The organism is Streptomyces sp. AHA2 (genome assembly GCF_036857595.1).
Taxonomy (GTDB): domain Bacteria; phylum Actinomycetota; class Actinomycetes; order Streptomycetales; family Streptomycetaceae; genus Streptomyces.
In genome coordinates this window covers 23,683-39,152 of sequence record NZ_JAUQWJ010000014.1, presented here as the reverse complement: position 1 = coordinate 39,152, position 15,470 = coordinate 23,683, and the positions used below count along the sequence as shown (strand labels likewise).

The 15,470-nt window shown below is 71.6% G+C and carries 15 protein-coding genes; 8 read left to right on the top strand and 7 right to left on the bottom strand.

The window, feature by feature from the left end; all coding sequences use genetic code 11:
• The first annotated feature begins 34 nt into the window (after window positions 1-34).
• Together Q5694_RS25195 and Q5694_RS25190 are read left to right on the top strand one after the other, a co-directional pair.
• Window positions 35-433 (top strand): OB-fold nucleic acid binding domain-containing protein, encoded by a 399-nt coding sequence (locus Q5694_RS25195; protein WP_333935616.1) that lies wholly within the window; start codon window positions 35-37, stop codon window positions 431-433.
• Window positions 434-436: 3 nt separating this feature from the next.
• Window positions 437-1,168 carry a DUF3159 domain-containing protein gene (locus Q5694_RS25190; RefSeq protein WP_333935615.1) on the top strand — a complete coding sequence of 244 codons (732 nt, stop codon included), beginning with the start codon at window positions 437-439 and terminating at the stop codon, window positions 1,166-1,168.
• 72 nt (window positions 1,169-1,240) lie between these two features.
• Here the strand turns inward: Q5694_RS25190 and Q5694_RS25185 are convergent, their stop codons facing one another.
• Both Q5694_RS25185 and Q5694_RS25180 read right to left on the bottom strand, forming a co-directional pair.
• Window positions 1,241-1,918, bottom strand: a complete 678-nt coding sequence (locus Q5694_RS25185) for a potassium channel family protein (protein WP_333935614.1) — start codon at window positions 1,916-1,918, stop codon at window positions 1,241-1,243.
• A complete protein-coding gene (locus tag Q5694_RS25180) occupies window positions 1,918-2,589 on the bottom strand; it encodes a potassium channel family protein (RefSeq protein ID WP_062929554.1) in 672 nt (223 codons plus the stop codon). Before Q5694_RS25180 ends, Q5694_RS25185 begins: the two co-directional genes overlap by 1 nt.
• A 261-nt stretch (window positions 2,590-2,850) precedes the next feature.
• Here Q5694_RS25180 and Q5694_RS25175 point away from each other — a divergent pair, with 261 nt between their 5' ends.
• The gene (locus tag Q5694_RS25175; protein ID WP_333935613.1) at window positions 2,851-3,822 is read left to right on the top strand and encodes an adenosine kinase; all 972 of its coding nucleotides are present in this window, start codon (window positions 2,851-2,853) and stop codon (window positions 3,820-3,822) included.
• A 470-nt stretch (window positions 3,823-4,292) separates the two neighbouring features.
• Here the strand turns inward: Q5694_RS25175 and Q5694_RS25170 are convergent, their stop codons facing one another.
• Window positions 4,293-4,427, bottom strand: coding sequence for a hypothetical protein (locus Q5694_RS25170; RefSeq protein ID WP_333935740.1), 135 nt, complete (start codon window positions 4,425-4,427; stop codon window positions 4,293-4,295).
• Window positions 4,428-4,609: 182 nt separating this feature from the next.
• On the opposite strand from Q5694_RS25170, the gene Q5694_RS25165 reads away from it, so the two are divergent.
• Window positions 4,610-6,661 (top strand): APC family permease, encoded by a 2,052-nt coding sequence (locus tag Q5694_RS25165; protein ID WP_333935612.1) that lies wholly within the window; start codon window positions 4,610-4,612, stop codon window positions 6,659-6,661.
• 110 nt (window positions 6,662-6,771) lie between these two features.
• The gene (locus Q5694_RS25160) at window positions 6,772-8,100 is read left to right on the top strand and encodes a class I SAM-dependent RNA methyltransferase (protein WP_333935610.1); all 1,329 of its coding nucleotides are present in this window, start codon (window positions 6,772-6,774) and stop codon (window positions 8,098-8,100) included.
• Window positions 8,101-9,046: 946 nt separating this feature from the next.
• On the opposite strand, the gene Q5694_RS25155 is transcribed toward Q5694_RS25160, so the two are convergent.
• The 4 genes from Q5694_RS25155 to Q5694_RS25140 are packed head-to-tail and all read right to left on the bottom strand — an operon-like array spanning window position 9,047 to window position 12,424.
• Window positions 9,047-10,231 (bottom strand): amidohydrolase family protein, encoded by a 1,185-nt coding sequence (locus Q5694_RS25155; protein WP_333935609.1) that lies wholly within the window; start codon window positions 10,229-10,231, stop codon window positions 9,047-9,049.
• Window positions 10,232-10,245: 14 nt separating this feature from the next.
• Window positions 10,246-11,382 carry an MAB_1171c family putative transporter gene (locus Q5694_RS25150; protein WP_333935608.1) on the bottom strand — a complete coding sequence of 379 codons (1,137 nt, stop codon included), beginning with the start codon at window positions 11,380-11,382 and terminating at the stop codon, window positions 10,246-10,248.
• On the bottom strand, window positions 11,373-11,888 hold the full coding sequence (locus tag Q5694_RS25145; RefSeq protein WP_333935607.1) for a hypothetical protein: 516 nt from the start codon (window positions 11,886-11,888) through the stop codon (window positions 11,373-11,375). Before Q5694_RS25145 ends, Q5694_RS25150 begins: the two co-directional genes overlap by 10 nt.
• Before the next feature lie 59 nt (window positions 11,889-11,947).
• Entirely contained in the window at window positions 11,948-12,424 is a 477-nt protein-coding gene (locus Q5694_RS25140) for a helix-turn-helix domain-containing protein (RefSeq protein WP_333935606.1), read from the bottom strand.
• A gap of 391 nt (window positions 12,425-12,815) precedes the next feature.
• Between Q5694_RS25140 and Q5694_RS25135 the strand changes: the two genes are divergently transcribed.
• The 3 genes from Q5694_RS25135 (at window position 12,816) to Q5694_RS25125 (ending at window position 15,465) form a co-directional block, all read left to right on the top strand.
• Window positions 12,816-13,349, top strand: coding sequence for a GntR family transcriptional regulator (locus Q5694_RS25135; protein ID WP_333935605.1), 534 nt, complete (start codon window positions 12,816-12,818; stop codon window positions 13,347-13,349).
• Window positions 13,350-13,547: 198 nt separating this feature from the next.
• Window positions 13,548-13,667 carry a keywimysin-related RiPP gene (locus Q5694_RS25130; RefSeq protein WP_107069644.1) on the top strand — a complete coding sequence of 40 codons (120 nt, stop codon included), beginning with the start codon at window positions 13,548-13,550 and terminating at the stop codon, window positions 13,665-13,667.
• 4 nt (window positions 13,668-13,671) lie between these two features.
• Entirely contained in the window at window positions 13,672-15,465 is a 1,794-nt protein-coding gene (locus Q5694_RS25125) for an asparagine synthase-related protein (protein ID WP_333935603.1), read from the top strand.
• Window positions 15,466-15,470: the final 5 nt, after the last annotated feature.

The window sequence follows — 15,470 nt, the reverse complement described above, 5'->3', positions numbered from 1 at the left end:
CGGAGTTGGCGGCAGGCCCCGGTACGCTTCAGATATGAGTGCTGTTTCTCGTTCCGAGAAGCCGGCGGGCCGGTTCCGGCGCATGCTCGACCGGCTCTCCTCGTCGCAGGAGGACCTGGAGTCCGAGGAACTGCGGGAGGACACCGAGACCACCGGCTGCATCCGGATCGGAGACTGCCAGGACCGCGAGATAGTGACGGTTACTGGTACCTTGCGCACGGTCACCCTGCGGCCGCGGGCCGGAGTCCCGACGCTGGAGGCCGAGCTGTTCGACGGCACGGCCGCACTGGACGTGGTGTGGCTCGGCAGGCGTTCCATCGTGGGGATAGAGCCGGGGCGCAAGCTGATCGCGTCGGGCCGGATCTCGATGAGCCGGGGCCGCCGGGTGCTGTTCAACCCCAAGTACGAACTGAGACCCCTCGGACGGGAGTAGCCGGTGACGTCGCTCGACAAGCCGACCGAAGAGAATTCTGCGGACGACGCCCGGGCGGTGACCGAGGCCGCCCTGTTCGAGGCGTTCGGCGGCGTGCGGGGCATGGTCGAGACGGTGCTGCCCGGCCTGCTGTTCGTCACCATCTACACGATCAACAAGGACCTGCACCTGTCGGCGATCGCGGCGCTCGCGGTGTCGCTGGTGCTGGTCGCCGTCCGGCTGGTCATGAAGGACACCGTCAAGCACGCCTTCAGCGGTGTCTTCGGCGTGGCCTTCGGTGTCGTCTTCGCGATGATGACCGGCAACGCCAAGGACTTCTACCTGCCCGGCATGCTCTACACGCTGGGCCTGGGCCTCGCCTACATCGTCACGACCCTGTGCGGGGTGCCGCTGATCGGGCTGATCCTGGGGCCGGTCTTCAAGGAGAACCTGTCCTGGCGGACCCGCAACCCCGGCCGCAAGAAGGCCTACGCGAAGGCGAGTTACGCCTGGGGTGCGATCCTGCTCGCCAAGTGCGCGATCCTCTTCCCGCTGTACTGGTGGGCCGACACCACCCAGCTCGGCTGGGTCCTGGTCGCCCTGAAGATCCCGCCGTTCCTGCTCGCCGTGTGGCTGACCTGGGTGTTCCTGGCCAAGGCGCCCGCGCCGATCGACGTGTTCGCCGAGATGGAGGCCGAGGAGAAGGCTGCCGAGGAGCGGGAGCGGCAGGCCGCCGCCCGCTCCGCCGAGCAGTGAGTGCCCGTCATCCGACGAGGAGGGGCGCCCCCGGCCGGGGGCGCCCCTCCTTCGTCGTCCGCGGGGCGGGTGTCAGCCCGCCGCGCCGTCCCGGCGTACCGACAGCAGGTCCTCCAGCTGCTCCTCGCGGGCCTGGGCGGCCACGAAGAGCAGCTCGTCGCCCGCCTCCAGGGAGTCCTCCCTGGTGGGGGTCAGCACCCGGGTGCCGCGGATGATCGTCACCAGGGACGTGTCCTCGGGCCACTGGACGTCACCCACCTGCGTGCCGGCCAGGGCCGACTCCTCCGGCAGGGTCAGCTCGACGAGGTTGGCGTCGCCGTGGCTGAAGCGGAGCAGACGGACCAGGTCGCCCACGCTCACCGCCTCCTCGACCAGGGCCGACATCAGACGCGGGGTGGACACGGCGACGTCCACGCCCCACGACTCGTTGAACAGCCACTCGTTCTTGGGGTTGTTCACCCGGGCGACGACGCGCGGGACGCCGTACTCGGTCTTGGCCAGCAGGGACACGACCAGGTTGACCTTGTCGTCGCCGGTCGCGGCGATGACGACGTTGCAGCGCTGCAGCGCGGCCTCGTCCAGGGAGGTGATCTCGCAGGCGTCGGCGAGCAGCCACTCGGCCTGCGGGACGCGCTCGACCGAGATGGCGGTCGGCGCCTTGTCGATGAGCAGGATCTCGTGGCCGTTCTCCAGCAGTTCGCCCGCGATCGAGCGGCCGACCGCGCCGGCTCCGGCAATGGCGACCCTCATCAGTGACCGCCCTCCTGTTCGGGACCCTTGGCGAACGCCGCCTCGACCTTGTCGACCTCGTCGGTGCGCATCATCACGTGCACCAGGTCTCCCTCCTGCAGCACGGTCTGCGAAGTGGGCAGGACCGCCTCGCCGAGCCGGGTCAGGAAGGCCACGCGCACGCCGGTCTCCTCCTGGATCCGGCTGATCTTGTGACCGACCCAGGCGGTGGAGGTGTGCACCTCGGCGAGCTGGACACCGCCGGTGGGGTCGCGCCACAGCGGCTCGGCGCCGGAGGGCAGCAGCCGGCGCAGCATCTGGTCGGCCGTCCAGCGGACGGTCGCGACGGTGGGGATGCCGAGGCGCTGGTAGACCTCGGCGCGGCGGGGGTCGTAGATGCGGGCGGCGACGTTCTCGATGCCGAACATCTCACGGGCCACGCGGGCGGCGATGATGTTGGAGTTGTCACCGCTGGAGACGGCGGCGAAGGCGCCGGCCTCCTCGATGCCCGCCTCGCGCAGGGTGTCCTGGTCGAAGCCGACGCCCGTGACGCGGCGGCCGCCGAATCCCGAGCCCAGCCGGCGGAAGGCGGTGGGGTCCTGGTCGACCACGGCGACCGTGTGCCCCTGTTGCTCGAGGTTCTGGGCCAGAGCGGAACCCACCCTTCCGCAACCCATGATGACAATATGCATCGCGTCACACCGTGCTTCCTGCAGGCCCTCTGACCTTCATGAATGTCGTGCTCATGTCTCTCTTTCGGCTCGCCAGGCATCACGTCGCGGCCTGCGTGCGGGCCGCCAGGCAACATCATGCCGGTGCGATCACGCCATGATGCCCTCCGGGGCCGGTGCCGTGTTCGACTGTCCGACTCCAACGTATCGGCAAAGCGCGGGGGGTTGCCGACGGGGCCGCGAGGACTCCGGCCGTCCCCGGGAGGCAGGGAGAGGGCCGTCGTGAACCACGAGATCGACGTACTGGTGCTGGGCGGGGCCGGCGTGGACACCATCGTGCACGTGCCCGGACTGCCCGTGCCGTTCGCGGACAGCCACATGATCCGCCCCGGCATCGTGACCCGGGCGGGGCAGAGCGGGGACTTCGTCGCCCTCGCGGCGAGCGCGCTGGGCCTGCGCACGCACCACCTCGACCTGCTCGGCGACGACCCGGAGGGCGACCTGGTCCGCGCGCTGCACCGCGACCGGGCCGTCCCGCTCACGGCCGTCCCCCAGCCGCTCGGCACCAAGCGCGCCGTCAACCTCGTCGGCCCCGACGGCCGGCGGATGTCCCTGTACGACGCCACGCGGTCCGCCGACGCCGACCGGCTGCCCGAGACCCTCGTACGCGAACTGGCCGCGTCCAGCCGGCACGCCCACGTCGTCATCACCCAGCCGTGCGCCCACGCGCTGCCCGTCCTGCGGGAGGCGGGCGTCACGATCTCCACCGACCTGCACGACTGGGACGGCGCCGATCCCTACCACGAGACCTTCGCCCGCCAGGCCGACCTGGTCTTCCTGTCCGCCGCGGCCCTGGACGACCCGGAGCGCACGATGCGCGGGATCGCCGGGCGGGGACGGGCCCGCGTCGTCGTCGCCACCGCCGGGGCCGACGGGGCGTACCTCCTGGCCGACGGGGAGCTGACCCACGTACCCGCCGCCCGGCCCCCCGCCCCGGTCGTCGACTCCAACGGCGCGGGCGACGCCTTCGCGGCGGCGTTCCTCCACGCCTGGCTGCAGGGCGAACCGCCCCACCGCTGCGCCCTGCACGGCACCGTGGCCGGCGCCTACGCCTGCACGGTCCCGTCGACCCGCACGGACAGCATCGGCCTCGCGGAGCTGCGGGCCGCGGTGGCGGAGGAGGAACGGCGGCGGCGGGCCGGGCAGACGGAAAGCGGCAGGTGGGAGCGGCGGCGGGTCGGGCCCGGACCGTGACGGCGGCCGGCCCGGGGATCGGGGTCGGGGGTGGGGGTCGGTCGCGCACGGGGAAGGGGATCGGCGACCGGCCGGGGCGTGCGGCGGGGGATCGGCGGCTGGTGGGGCGTGCGGAGGGGGGACGGTGGCTGCCCGGGGCGTGCGGATGCGGAACGGCGGCCGGCCGGGCGCGGAAAGGGATCGGCGGCCGGACGGGCGTGCCGAAGCGGAACGGGGGCGGGTCCGGGCGCGGAGCGGGACCGGCGGCGGGCCGGCTCAAGGGGGACGGTGGCGGGTCGGCTCACGGGAGACGGTGGCGGTCGGCTCAAGGGGGACGGTGACGGGCCGGCTCAAGGGGGACGGTGACGGGCCGGCTCCAGGGGGACGGTGACGGGCCGGCTCCAGGGGGGCGGTGACGGGCCGGGTGGGCGAGACGGCGCCGCCCGCAGGCCGGAACGGGGACGGGCCGCTCCGGTCGGTGGGAGCGCGGGCTACGGCAGGCCTCCGCCGCGGGCCTCCCGCGACGCGTCCTTGCGCCGGCTGATGCTCCTCACGCTCGCCACCGTGAGGATTCCGAGGACGACCAGTGCGGCCGCTGCGCCGATCAGCTCTGCGGTCGTGTGCATGGGACCTCCGGGAGGCGGGGCGGCCGATCGTGGACAGGGCCTAGACATCTAGGCACGCCAAGCACGTGACCTGCGCAGTCCCCAGCCGCACCGGTCACTGAATTCACTCGGAGAGCAGAGGGGACGTCGTTGGGGGGTGGCGGGTGGGCACCCCGGCAATCGAACGCTTACGATCCTCTGTTGTGTCCAAACTGACCGACGTGCCCAAACGGCTCCTGATCGGGCGCGCCCTGCGCAGTGACCGGCTCGGGGAAACGCTCCTGCCGAAGCGCATCGCCCTCCCCGTCTTCGCCTCCGACCCGCTGTCCTCCGTGGCGTACGCGCCCGGCGAGGTCCTGCTGGTCCTGTCGATCGCGGGCGTGACGGCGTACCACTTCAGCCCCTGGATCGCCGTCGCGGTCGTCGTGCTGATGTTCACCGTGGTGGCCTCCTACCGACAGAACGTGCACGCCTACCCCAGCGGCGGCGGCGACTACGAGGTGGCCAACACCAACCTCGGGCCCAAGGCGGGACTGACCGTCGCCAGCGCCCTGCTCGTCGACTACGTCCTCACCGTCGCCGTCTCGATCTCCTCCGGCATCGAGAACCTCGGCTCGGCGATCCCGTTCGTCGTCGAGCACAAGGTCGCCTGCGCGATCGGCGTGATCGTGCTGCTGACGCTGATGAACCTGCGCGGCGTCAAGGAATCCGGCTCGCTGTTCGCGATCCCCACGTACGTCTTCGTCGCCGGCGTCTTCCTTATGCTCGCGTGGGGCGCCTTCCGCGGGCTCGTCCTGGACGACACCATGCGGGCGCCGACCGCGGACTACGTCATCAAGCCCGAGCACCAGGGACTGGCCGGCTTCGCCCTGGTCTTCCTGCTGCTGCGCGCGTTCTCCTCCGGCTGCGCCGCCCTCACCGGCGTCGAGGCGATCTCCAACGGCGTCCCCGCCTTCCGCAAGCCCAAGTCGAAGAACGCGGCGACCACCCTCGCCATGATGGGCCTGCTGGCCGTCACCATGTTCTGCGGCATCATCGCGCTGGCCGCCGCGACCGACGTGCGCATGGCCGAGAACCCGGCCAAGGACCTCGTCCTCAACGGCGTCCCGCTCGGCCCCGACTACGTGCAGCACCCGGTGATCGCACAGGTCGCCGAGGCGGTCTTCGGCGCGGACAGCATCCTGTTCGTCATCCTGGCCGCCGCCACCGCGCTGGTGCTGTTCCTGGCCGCCAACACCGCCTACAACGGCTTCCCGCTGCTCGGCTCGATCCTCGCCCAGGACCGCTACCTGCCGCGCCAGCTGCACACCCGCGGCGACCGTCTGGCCTTCTCCAACGGCATCGTCCTCCTCGCCGGCGCCGCCGCCCTGCTGGTCGGCGTCTACGGCGCCGACTCCACCCGCCTGATCCAGCTGTACATCGTCGGCGTCTTCGTGTCCTTCACGCTCAGCCAGACCGGCATGGTCCGGCACTGGAACCGGCACCTGGCCACCGAGAAGGACCCGGCCAAGCGCCGCCACATGATCCGCTCGCGTGCGATCAACACCTTCGGCGCCTTCTTCACCGGTCTGGTGCTGGTCGTCGTCCTGCTCACCAAGTTCACCCACGGCGCCTGGGTCGCCCTGCTCGGCATGGTGATCTTCTACGCGACGATGACGGCCATCCGTAAGCACTACGACCGGGTCGCCGCCGAGATCGCCGCCCCCGAGGGCCCGAGCGACGACAGCGTCCGGCCCTCCCGCGTGCACTCGGTCGTGCTGATCTCCAAGATCCACCGCCCGACGCTGCGTGCCCTGGCCTACGCCAAGCTGATGCGCTCGGACACCCTGGAGGCCCTGAGCGTCAACGTCGACCCGGCCGAGACCAAGGCCCTGCAGGAGGAGTGGAACCGGCGCGGCATCGACGTACCCCTGAAGGTCCTGGACTCGCCCTACCGCGAGATCACGCGGCCGGTCATCGAGTACGTCAAGAGCCTGCGCAAGGAGTCCCCGCGCGACGCGGTGTCCGTGATCATCCCCGAGTACGTCGTCGGCCACTGGTACGAGCACCTGCTGCACAACCAGAGCGCCCTGCGGCTGAAGGGCCGGCTGCTCTTCACGCCGGGGATCATGGTCACCTCGGTGCCGTACCAGCTGCAGTCCTCCGAGGCGGCCAAGCGGCGCGCCCGCAGGCAGCAGAACTGGAACGCGCCCGGCTCGGTGCGCCGCGGCCCGGCGCAGGTGCGGTCGAAGGAGAACACCGAGTCCACGTCGTGAGACCACGGCTCGTGTGAATCGGCCGGGCGGCAGCCACGTAGACTGGTGGGCTGTTGTCCGGCCGTTTCCGTGCGGCCCTTCCCCCTCACGCGTTATGGAGTCACCCCGCCATGCAGGCAGAACCGAGGAAGTCGCTGGTGGGGGAGGAGTACGAGGTCGAGGTCGGCCCCGTCGCCCACGGCGGCCACTGCATCGCCCGTACGTCCGAGGGCCAGGTGCTGTTCGTGCGGCACGCCCTGCCCGGTGAGCGGGTCGTCGCGCGGGTGACCGAGGGCGAGGAGGGCGCGAGGTTCCTGCGGGCCGACGCCGTGCGCGTGCTCGACGCCTCCAAGGACCGCATCGACGAGCCCTGCCCCTTCGCGGGCCCCGGCCGCTGCGGCGGCTGCGACTGGCAGCACGCCAAGCCCGGGGCGCAGCGCCGCCTGAAGGCCGACGTCGTCGCCGAACAGCTGCAGCACCTGGCCGGGCTCACCCCCGAGGAGGCCGGCTGGGACGGCACGGTGCTGCCCGCCGAGGGCGACAAGGTGCCGGCCGGCCAGGTCCCGGCGTGGCGCACCCGCGTCCAGTACGCCGTCACCGCCGACGGCCGGGCGGGGCTGCGCCGGCACCGCTCCCACGAGGTCGAGCCCATCGACCACTGCATGATCGCCGCGGAGGGCGTCAGCGAGCTGGGCGTCGAGAAGCGGGTCTGGACGGGCATGGACTCCGTCGAGGCGATCGCCGCGACGGGCTCCCAGGACCGCCAGGTGATCCTCACGCCGAAGCCGGGCGCGCGGCTGCCCCTGGTCGAACTCGACCGTCCGGTCTCCGTCCTGCGCGTCGACGAGCGCTCGGGCGGTGTCCACCGGGTGCACGGCCGGCCCTTCGTCCGGGAGCGGGCGGACGGCCGGACCCACCGCGTGGGCAACGGCGGCTTCTGGCAGGTGCACCCGAAGGCGGCCGACACCCTCGTGACGGCGGTCATGCAGGGTCTGCTGCCGCGCAAGGGCGACATGGCGCTCGACCTCTACTGCGGCGTCGGCCTCTTCGCCGGCGCGCTCGCCGACCGGGTCGGCGACCAGGGCGCGGTGCTGGGCATCGAGTCCGGCAAGCGGGCGGTCGAGGACGCGCGGCACAACCTGGCCGACTTCGAGCGGGTGCGCATCGAGCAGGGCAAGGTCGAGTCGGTCCTGCCGCGCACGGGCATCTCGGAGGTCGACCTGATCGTCCTCGACCCGCCCCGGGCGGGCGCCGGCCGCAAGACGGTCCAGCACCTGTCGTCACTGGGCGCCCGAAGGATCGCATACGTGGCCTGCGACCCGGCCGCGCTGGCGCGGGACCTGGCGTACTTCCGGGACGGCGGCTACCGGGTGCGCACGCTGCGGGCGTTCGACCTGTTCCCGATGACGCACCACGTGGAGTGCGTGGCAATTCTGGAGCCTGCCCAAAAGGGCCTCTGACCTGCGGTTTTCTCGGATTGGTCAGGAGGAGGCGGGTGTGCTCGACCTGTTTCCCGGAGCGCACGACGTGGAGTGCGTCGTTTGCCGGGCGAGTGCCTTTGACCTGCACTTTCAACCAGTGACTTGGGAGGCGAGTGCTGCTCCTCCGGTTTTCACAGAGCCGACCCGAGGCAGCCTCGACGCTCGTCTGCCGCTCGATCTGACGGAGCGTCAGGTGTGTAGGAGGGCGGTCAAGGCCATTCGGCTTGTGTGTCTGCCCTCAGCCCGGGGGCGACTTTCGCCCTGCACCTCTCGTTCCACTGCGGCGACAGTGACGTAGGAATAGTTGGGGGTTCAGGGCATCCTGGAAGCACATCGGCGGCGTCGGGTTCCATGAAGGGGAGGTACGGATCGTGACGGAGACCGGGGAGCCGATTCCGGAGGTGTCCGAGGACTTTGAGTGTTCATCCCGGGACGCTGCATAGATGGGTCTCGCGGTTCCGGCGCGACGGGTCGCCGTCGTCGGAGCCGGCGATGGCCGAGCCGACTGGTGGTCGGTTGCGGGAGAGCGGGCGGAGCTAGAGCGGCTGCGGGCCGAGGCCAGGGAGAGTGACAAGCGCATTTGCGAGCTCGAGATGGTGCGTGATGTATGCACGTGATTCCTGGCCTTGCGGGTGAAGTGGATATGGCGAGCCAGTCATGGTGGTCGAGGTGATCAGCGGCTGCAAGACCGAGGAGGGCATACCGCATCGCGTTGCCTGCCGGGCTCTGGGATTGTCGGTGTCGAGGTACCAAGTGGCGCAACTGGCCGCCGACCGAGCGGGAGACGCGTCGGCAGCACCTGGCGGGGGTCTGCCGCTCTCCTGGGGCACCTACGGCTCGCCGAAGGCGTTCATCGAGCTGATACGCCGAGGCGGGCGGGTGTCGGTGAACACCGCCCAAACCAACGCTGACCTGCGGTCAGGCGTCACCGGTGCACCCTGCCTGCAGCCATCACCAGGCGTACGTCGCGTAGAGCCTGGAGGTCCCGCAGGGGGTCGCCCCGGACGACCAGCAGGTCCGCGCGGTGTCCCGGGGTGAGGGTTCCGGTGTCGGTGAGGCCGAGGGCCTCGGCCGTGCGCCGGGTGGCCAGGTCCACGATCTCCGGTGGTGTGCAGCCCAGGTGGGCGAAGAACTCCAGACTGGAGACGAAGTCGTCGAAGACCGCGCGGCTCACCCCGGCGTCCGTGCCCGTGATCAGGCTGACCCCCCGCTCCCGCATGCTGCGCAGCCCGCTGAACATCGTCTCGGCGCGTTCGGCGCCGAAGCGCTGGGCGAAGCCTCGCCAGTCCGGGCTGGCGGCCGGGCAGACGTGGATGCCCTTGGCCACGATCTCGTCGACCACGTCGTCGATCAGCCGGAAGCCGTCCTGGTCGATCCAGGTGCAGTGCTCGATCGTGGTCACTCCCGCCTCGACCGCGGCCCGGATGCCCTCGGTGCCGTGGGCGTGGGCCGCCACCGAGAGACCGGCGCGGGCCGCCTCGGCCACCACGACGCGCAGTTCCTCCGCCGTGAACTGCGCGGACCAGATCGGCGGTCCCTCCTTGGTGATGCCCCCGCCCGTCGCCATCACCTTGATGACGTCGACGCTCAGTTCCGCGTTTCGGCGTACCAGGTCGCGGATGGCATCCGCTCCCGAGACCTCGCCGCCCAGGAACCAGCAGTGGCCGCCGGGGCCCGTGACGGGTGTGCCCGCGGCCAGGATCCGGGGGCCGGGCAGCCGGCCGGCCGCGATGGTGTCGCGCAGCCGTACCGCCAGACCGTTGCGGTCGCCCAGGTCCCGCACGGTGGTGACTCCGGAGTCCAGCAGGGCGTGCGCCCGGTCGGCCATTCCCTTGGCCACCGTGGCGTCGTCGGCTTCCCGCAACGCGGTGACCGGGTCGGGGCCCGCGTCCAGCGCGAGGTGGACGTGCGCGTCGATGAGGCCGGGCAGGAGCGTGCCGTCCGGATGGTCGTGGCGTGCGAGGCCGGCGGGGGCGCGGGCCTCCACCTCCGCGCGCGGCCCGACGTCCGTGATCACGCCGCCGCGGACCAGGACCGCTCCGTCGGACAGCCGTCGCTCGTGGGGCCCGACTACCACGAGCCCGGCCGAGATCAGCGTTTCCGTCTCCATCGGTGCTCCGTTCCTCACGCGCGCGAAGCCGCCAGGGCCTCGGACATCCGTGTCAATTGCCGTACATCGTCTTCCAGTCCGCCGTCCCCGTCGGGCAGCGCCACCGGCACCGCCTGCGACGGTGCCTCCTCGCCCGCCGCGTACGCCCGGAGAGCCGTGCGCAGATGGATCGCCGCGACCTCGGGCTCCAGAGGCACCTTGGTGTCCGCCATCAGCGCCAGATGGGGACTGATCCGGACCAGGCCGTCCCGGCACTCGATGACGCGTCGGTAGTAGCGGCGGTGCACGCTGCGCGGGGTCAGCCCGTCCCACCAGCGGTCGGACCGGGTGCGTTCGAGCGCGTCCTCCGGGAACGCGGCGTGCAACTCCGTCCACAGTGGGGCGAGTTCGCGGTACACGCGGCCGTGGTGCCACCACACCCGGATGCTCGCCCACCGTGTCACGAGACCGGGCCAGACCACCCCCGTCACGAACAGCGGGATCGCGAGGTCGAGGGCGAGCTTCGCCCCGACGATCACGGGGTGCGGTACCTCCCCGCCGAGGAGGCGCACGAGTGTCGCGGCCTCACGGACCACGGAGGCGAGCACCATGCCGGCCAGCGCGGCCGTCAGCATCCGCAGCCCGGCCACCAGTGGCCGGCCCGCCAGCCGGGCGTACCGCACCGTCCACACCAGCGCAATGGTCAGGGCGTACGTCAGATAGGCGCCGGCCATGAGGTAGAAGACAGCGACGCCCGGCTCCCGCATGTCGGCGGTGGCGTACGTGTGGCTCCGCTCGACCCCGGGGGTCAGCGCCATCGCGAGCGTGATCACGGCCGCGGTCGCGACGAGTGGCACCGTCTGTCGCCGCACCCGAGCGGTCGCGGTCGCCGGGTTCGAGGCCGCGTGGATGAAGAAGCAGCCGAGGAAGTGGACCGTGCCCAGCAGGCAGAGGTTCTGCGCCAGCTTCGCGGCACCGTCCCCGGTCAGGCCGTCCATGAGCCGGGCGCCGGCCGGGACACCGAAGGGGAAAGAGAGGCCCGCGCACAGCAGGCAGAGGAACACCGCGCGGAGCATACGGTCGGACGGGTCGCGCAGCCCTTGCCTTCCCGTCCAGAGCAGGGAACCGTACAGGACGACGGCGAGCACCACGGAGAGCACGGTCAGAGCCATCCCTGCCGGTCGGCCAGCGCCGTGTGCACCCGGCGCACCGAGGCGTCACCGGGGGCGCGGGGCGTGACCCGGTCGAGGACCGAGGCCCATTCGAGGATGATGGTGGCGACGAGCTCGGCCTCGCGCTCCCGCTCCTCGACGTACGAAGTGCGCCTCAGCGCCCGGTTGATCGCCTCGACGGACAGATCGGGCAGCAGCTCCTGCCACACGGCGTCATCCGCCTGGTCGCCCGCGTGGTCCGCGAGGATGTGGCCGACCTCGTGCAGGACGATGTGGTCCTGGTGCGCCTGGCTGGTCTCCTTCTGGAAGAAGATGTAGTCCGCGTGGGCTCCGGCGATCCACAGACCGTAGGGGCCGGGGACGGGCAGGGAGTACGGGACCAGCCGGATCGGCCGTCCGCGGTGCTCGCCGAGGAGTCGGCACAGCTCGGGTACGTGCAGGGGGGGTGTGATGCCCAGCTCTCGCAGGACGGAGCGACACCGCTTGCGTAACCGTCGTTCGTTCAAGACCTACTCCGCTGGTGGATATCCCGCGTCCTGGTCTGCCATCCAACGGAGTCACACCGTCATGATCCAGGACGATTTCGGCCATCATCCCCAGGCGTACCACCGCGTTCGGCTTGCTCCAGGCGGTAGACGATGTCCAGCAGGTCCATCACCTGCTTGCGGTGTTCCTGCGACAACTGGCCCGCGCGCATGGCCATCAGCTTCACGTCACTGCCCTGGGCGGCCTCGCGCAGCCGTGCCTGCTCGGAGGCGAGTGCCGAGAGCTGCTCCTCGATCCGCGCGCCCGCCACGTCGTCCACGAAGTAGGCCGTCGGCACGCCGAAGAAGTCAGCCAGTGCCTGTAGATGACGGAGCGTCGGGTTGGTCTTGCGGCCCTTGCGCAACTGCCAGATGTACGACTGGGAGATGGAGACGCCGGTCTCCCGGATGGCCGACGCCACCTGCTCGTTGCTGTACTCGTGGGTGGTGTCGGGCCGGACGGTCTCGAAGAGTCGGTTCAGCTTGTCGGCGAAGCTGTGATCGGCGTTCTCCGGCACGGCGTCCATCCCCTTCGGGCCTGATGCAGGGCTCCCGCACGCACTCCGGTGCGGGATCCGGGCGGGATCCGGTACGTGTATCGCTGCGTTCTCCACTGAGGTGAATCTGCGCAACGCCCACTCTGGCCGAGCTGGTTGAAGACCGTCAAGCGCCGGGCTACGGTACCGCTGCACCGGCCGTCGACCGACGTGAAAGATCCAGATCACCGAAGAATCGACATGAGTCGATGCCGGACCAGGGGGAAGGCGGTGGCAGCCTTCGGCTCCCGACCCGACCACCCGGGAGCCGCCGTCGCGCTGCCTCGACGCCAGACCGATCCCCTGCGCCGGCGAGCCGACGGCACGGCGCGCGAGCTTGAGCACAACTTGAGCCAGAAGGGGGATCCACGACATGTCATCAGTGCCGGGAACGGCCCACATCCGCGCCCAGGCCAGCACCGGGGCAGAGCCGCTCTACGCCCGGATCCGGGCGCGACTCAGGATGGACATCGCCGCCGGACGGTACGCCCAGGGGGAGCACCTCCCCCCGGCGGACCAGCTCGGCCGGGAGTACGGAGCCAACAAGAACACCATCCTGCGGGCGCTGCGGCTGCTGCGCAGCGAAGGACTCATCGACTTCGGCAGGGGGCGCGGCGCGGTCGTGCTCCACGGCACGCAGCCGATGGACCTCGACGACATCTCCGACCAGTTGCAGCGGGTCGTCAACATCGCCGACGTCTCGGGCATCCCGCGCGCCGCGATCATCTCCGCCATCGAGCGGATGCCCAGGGTGGCCGCCCGCCACGGGCGTACCGCGCGGCACGGCCGGCCAGCCTCCGGGGCCGCCACGAGCCGGGCTGGTGCCAAGGAAGCTCATGCGGAGAGTGAGCAACAACCCAAGAAGACCATGCTGATCCACCGCCTGCGGCCCACCGGATCCGGCTGAGCGGAAGGCTTCTCCTCCCAGGTGGCGACCGCACCGGAGGCGCGGGGCCGTCCCGACGGGCAGCACCACGGAGCGTGTTGGGCACCGGCCGCACCTTGAGCGGCCGGACGCCCGCGGCCGAGGATCCTCGTGAGCGGTCACCGCATCCCGGGACGGGGCCGGCTCGCCAGAAACCCAGCGAGAGAAGGGATCAGAACCATGGCCAAGAAGGTCTACGAGGTTCCGGCGCTTTCCAAGGCCGGCGACTTCCGCAAGGACACCGGCTTCCTGAAGCGCGGGCCGCACGAGCCCAAGGTCCGTCTGCCTCTGGGCTGGTAGGCCGATGACAGGCCACGGCGAGGGTTGGTTCGCGCTGTTTCCGGACTGTGAGGCCGCCCTCGCCGTGGCCTCCCGCCTGGAACCGCGCGCCGCACGGACTCTCACACACCCGTCCGGAAACCCGTTCATCGTGGGCGACTGGGCCGGTTCCGTCCACGCCCGCAACAGCCACGGACTCTTCGTTGCGCTCCTCGGGCACACCCCGGTCGGCGCCGCCGAACTCGAGGCGCACCTGGCCGGAGTGCGCGAGATCGAGGCGCTCGACCGGCTGACCGCCCGCCTGCCCGGGGACTTCCACGTCGTCGTCGAGGCCCACGGCGAGATCCACGCCCGTGGCACGGCCGCCGGGCTGCGCCGCCTCTTCCACGCCACCACCAACGGGCTCACCGTCGCCGCCAACCGCGCCGACGTCCTGGCCCGGATCGTCGACGCGCCCGTCGACGAGGACGTCCTCGCGTTGCGCCTGCTGGACTTCGTCCCGCACCCGCTGGGCGATGTCCCGCTCTGGCGCGGGGTCCACGCGGTCGTCCCCGGCGAACTCCTCCGGTTCGGCCGCACCCCCACCCGCACCGCCCGCTGGTGGGAACCGCCGCGCACGCACGTCCCGCTCGCCGAAGGCGCCGAGGCGCTCCGCCGCGCGCTCGACCAGGCGGTACGGACGCGGGTGGAGGCGGCCGGCACCGTCAGCGCCGACCTGTCCGGCGGGCTGGACTCCACCACCGTCTGCGCGCTCGCCGCTCCGGTGAGCGTCGGGCCGCTGCCCGCGCTCACCATGCCGAGCCGGGACCCGGGCGACGACGACGTGCGGTGGGCACGGCTCGCCGCCGCGGAGATCGACGGCCTAGACCACGTCCTGCTCGACATCGACGAGATCCCGCTCTTCTACAGCGGCCTGCTCGACGTGCGCGGCCCTGTCGACGAACCCCAGCCCACCATCCTCGACCAGCCGCGCCAACTCGTCGGCCACGACGCCCTCCTGGCCGGCGGTTCGCGCCTGCACCTGACCGGTATGGGCGGCGACCACGTCCTGTGGGGGCACCCGGCCCACCACCGCGACCTGCTGACCAGCCGCCCCCTCACGGCGCTGCGCAGTATCCGCGGCTACCGGGCCCAGAACCGCTGGTCGATGCGGGAGACGCTGTCGGTGCTCACCGACCGCCGCCCGTACGGCCAGTGGCTCGCCGACGCCGCCGACGAGATCACCGCGCCGCGTCCCGCCCCGCACAGCCCGGACGTTTTCGGCTGGGACATCCCGCCCCGCCTCCCCGGCTGGGCCACGCCCGACGCGGCCGCCTCCGTACGCCGGAGTCTGCGGGAGGCCGCCCGCACCGCCGAACCGCGCGGCGCGACCCGGGCTCTCCACAACGAACTCCACACCCTGCACCACGGCACGCGCGCCACGCGGATCCTGCACCAGGTCGCCGAACACAGCGGGCTGCCGCTGGCCAGCCCCTTCCTCGACGACGCGGTGGTCGAGGCGTGCTGGTCCGTCCGGTCCGAGGAGCGCGCCACGCCCTGGGACTTCAAACCACTGCTTAAGACCGCGATGCGCGGCCGGGTCCCCGACGCCCTGCTGCGCCGCACGACCAAGGGCGAGGCGTCGGCCGACGCGGCCAACGGCCTGCGCGAGAACCGGGGCCGGCTCGCCGACCTGTGGCGGGACTCGCACCTCGCCACGTCCGGGCTGGTCGACGCCGAGCGGCTCGTGGACATCACCCTGCGGCCCTCGTCTCCCGAACTGCGGCACGGTGGCCTCGACGCCACGCTCGCCTGCGAGATCTGGCTCCGCACCATCTGAAGGGG

Bases quoted from the DNA above. Each gene is read 5' to 3' on its own strand.
- Q5694_RS25195 (WP_333935616.1), top strand. From the start codon at position 35: ATGAGTGCTGTTTCTCGTTCCGAGAAGCCGGCGGGCCGGTTCCGGCGC.
- Q5694_RS25185 (WP_333935614.1), bottom strand. From the start codon at position 1,918: ATGAGGGTCGCCATTGCCGGAGCCGGCGCGGTCGGCCGCTCGATCGCG.
- Q5694_RS25180 (WP_062929554.1), bottom strand. From the start codon at position 2,589: ATGCATATTGTCATCATGGGTTGCGGAAGGGTGGGTTCCGCTCTGGCC.
- Q5694_RS25170 (WP_333935740.1), bottom strand. From the start codon at position 4,427: ATGCACACGACCGCAGAGCTGATCGGCGCAGCGGCCGCACTGGTCGTC.
- Q5694_RS25160 (WP_333935610.1), top strand. From the start codon at position 6,772: ATGCAGGCAGAACCGAGGAAGTCGCTGGTGGGGGAGGAGTACGAGGTC.
- Q5694_RS25155 (WP_333935609.1), bottom strand. From the start codon at position 10,231: ATGGAGACGGAAACGCTGATCTCGGCCGGGCTCGTGGTAGTCGGGCCC.
- Q5694_RS25150 (WP_333935608.1), bottom strand. From the start codon at position 11,382: ATGGCTCTGACCGTGCTCTCCGTGGTGCTCGCCGTCGTCCTGTACGGT.
- Q5694_RS25135 (WP_333935605.1), top strand. From the start codon at position 12,816: ATGTCATCAGTGCCGGGAACGGCCCACATCCGCGCCCAGGCCAGCACC.
- Q5694_RS25130 (WP_107069644.1), top strand. From the start codon at position 13,548: ATGGCCAAGAAGGTCTACGAGGTTCCGGCGCTTTCCAAGGCCGGCGAC.
- Q5694_RS25125 (WP_333935603.1), top strand. From the start codon at position 13,672: ATGACAGGCCACGGCGAGGGTTGGTTCGCGCTGTTTCCGGACTGTGAG.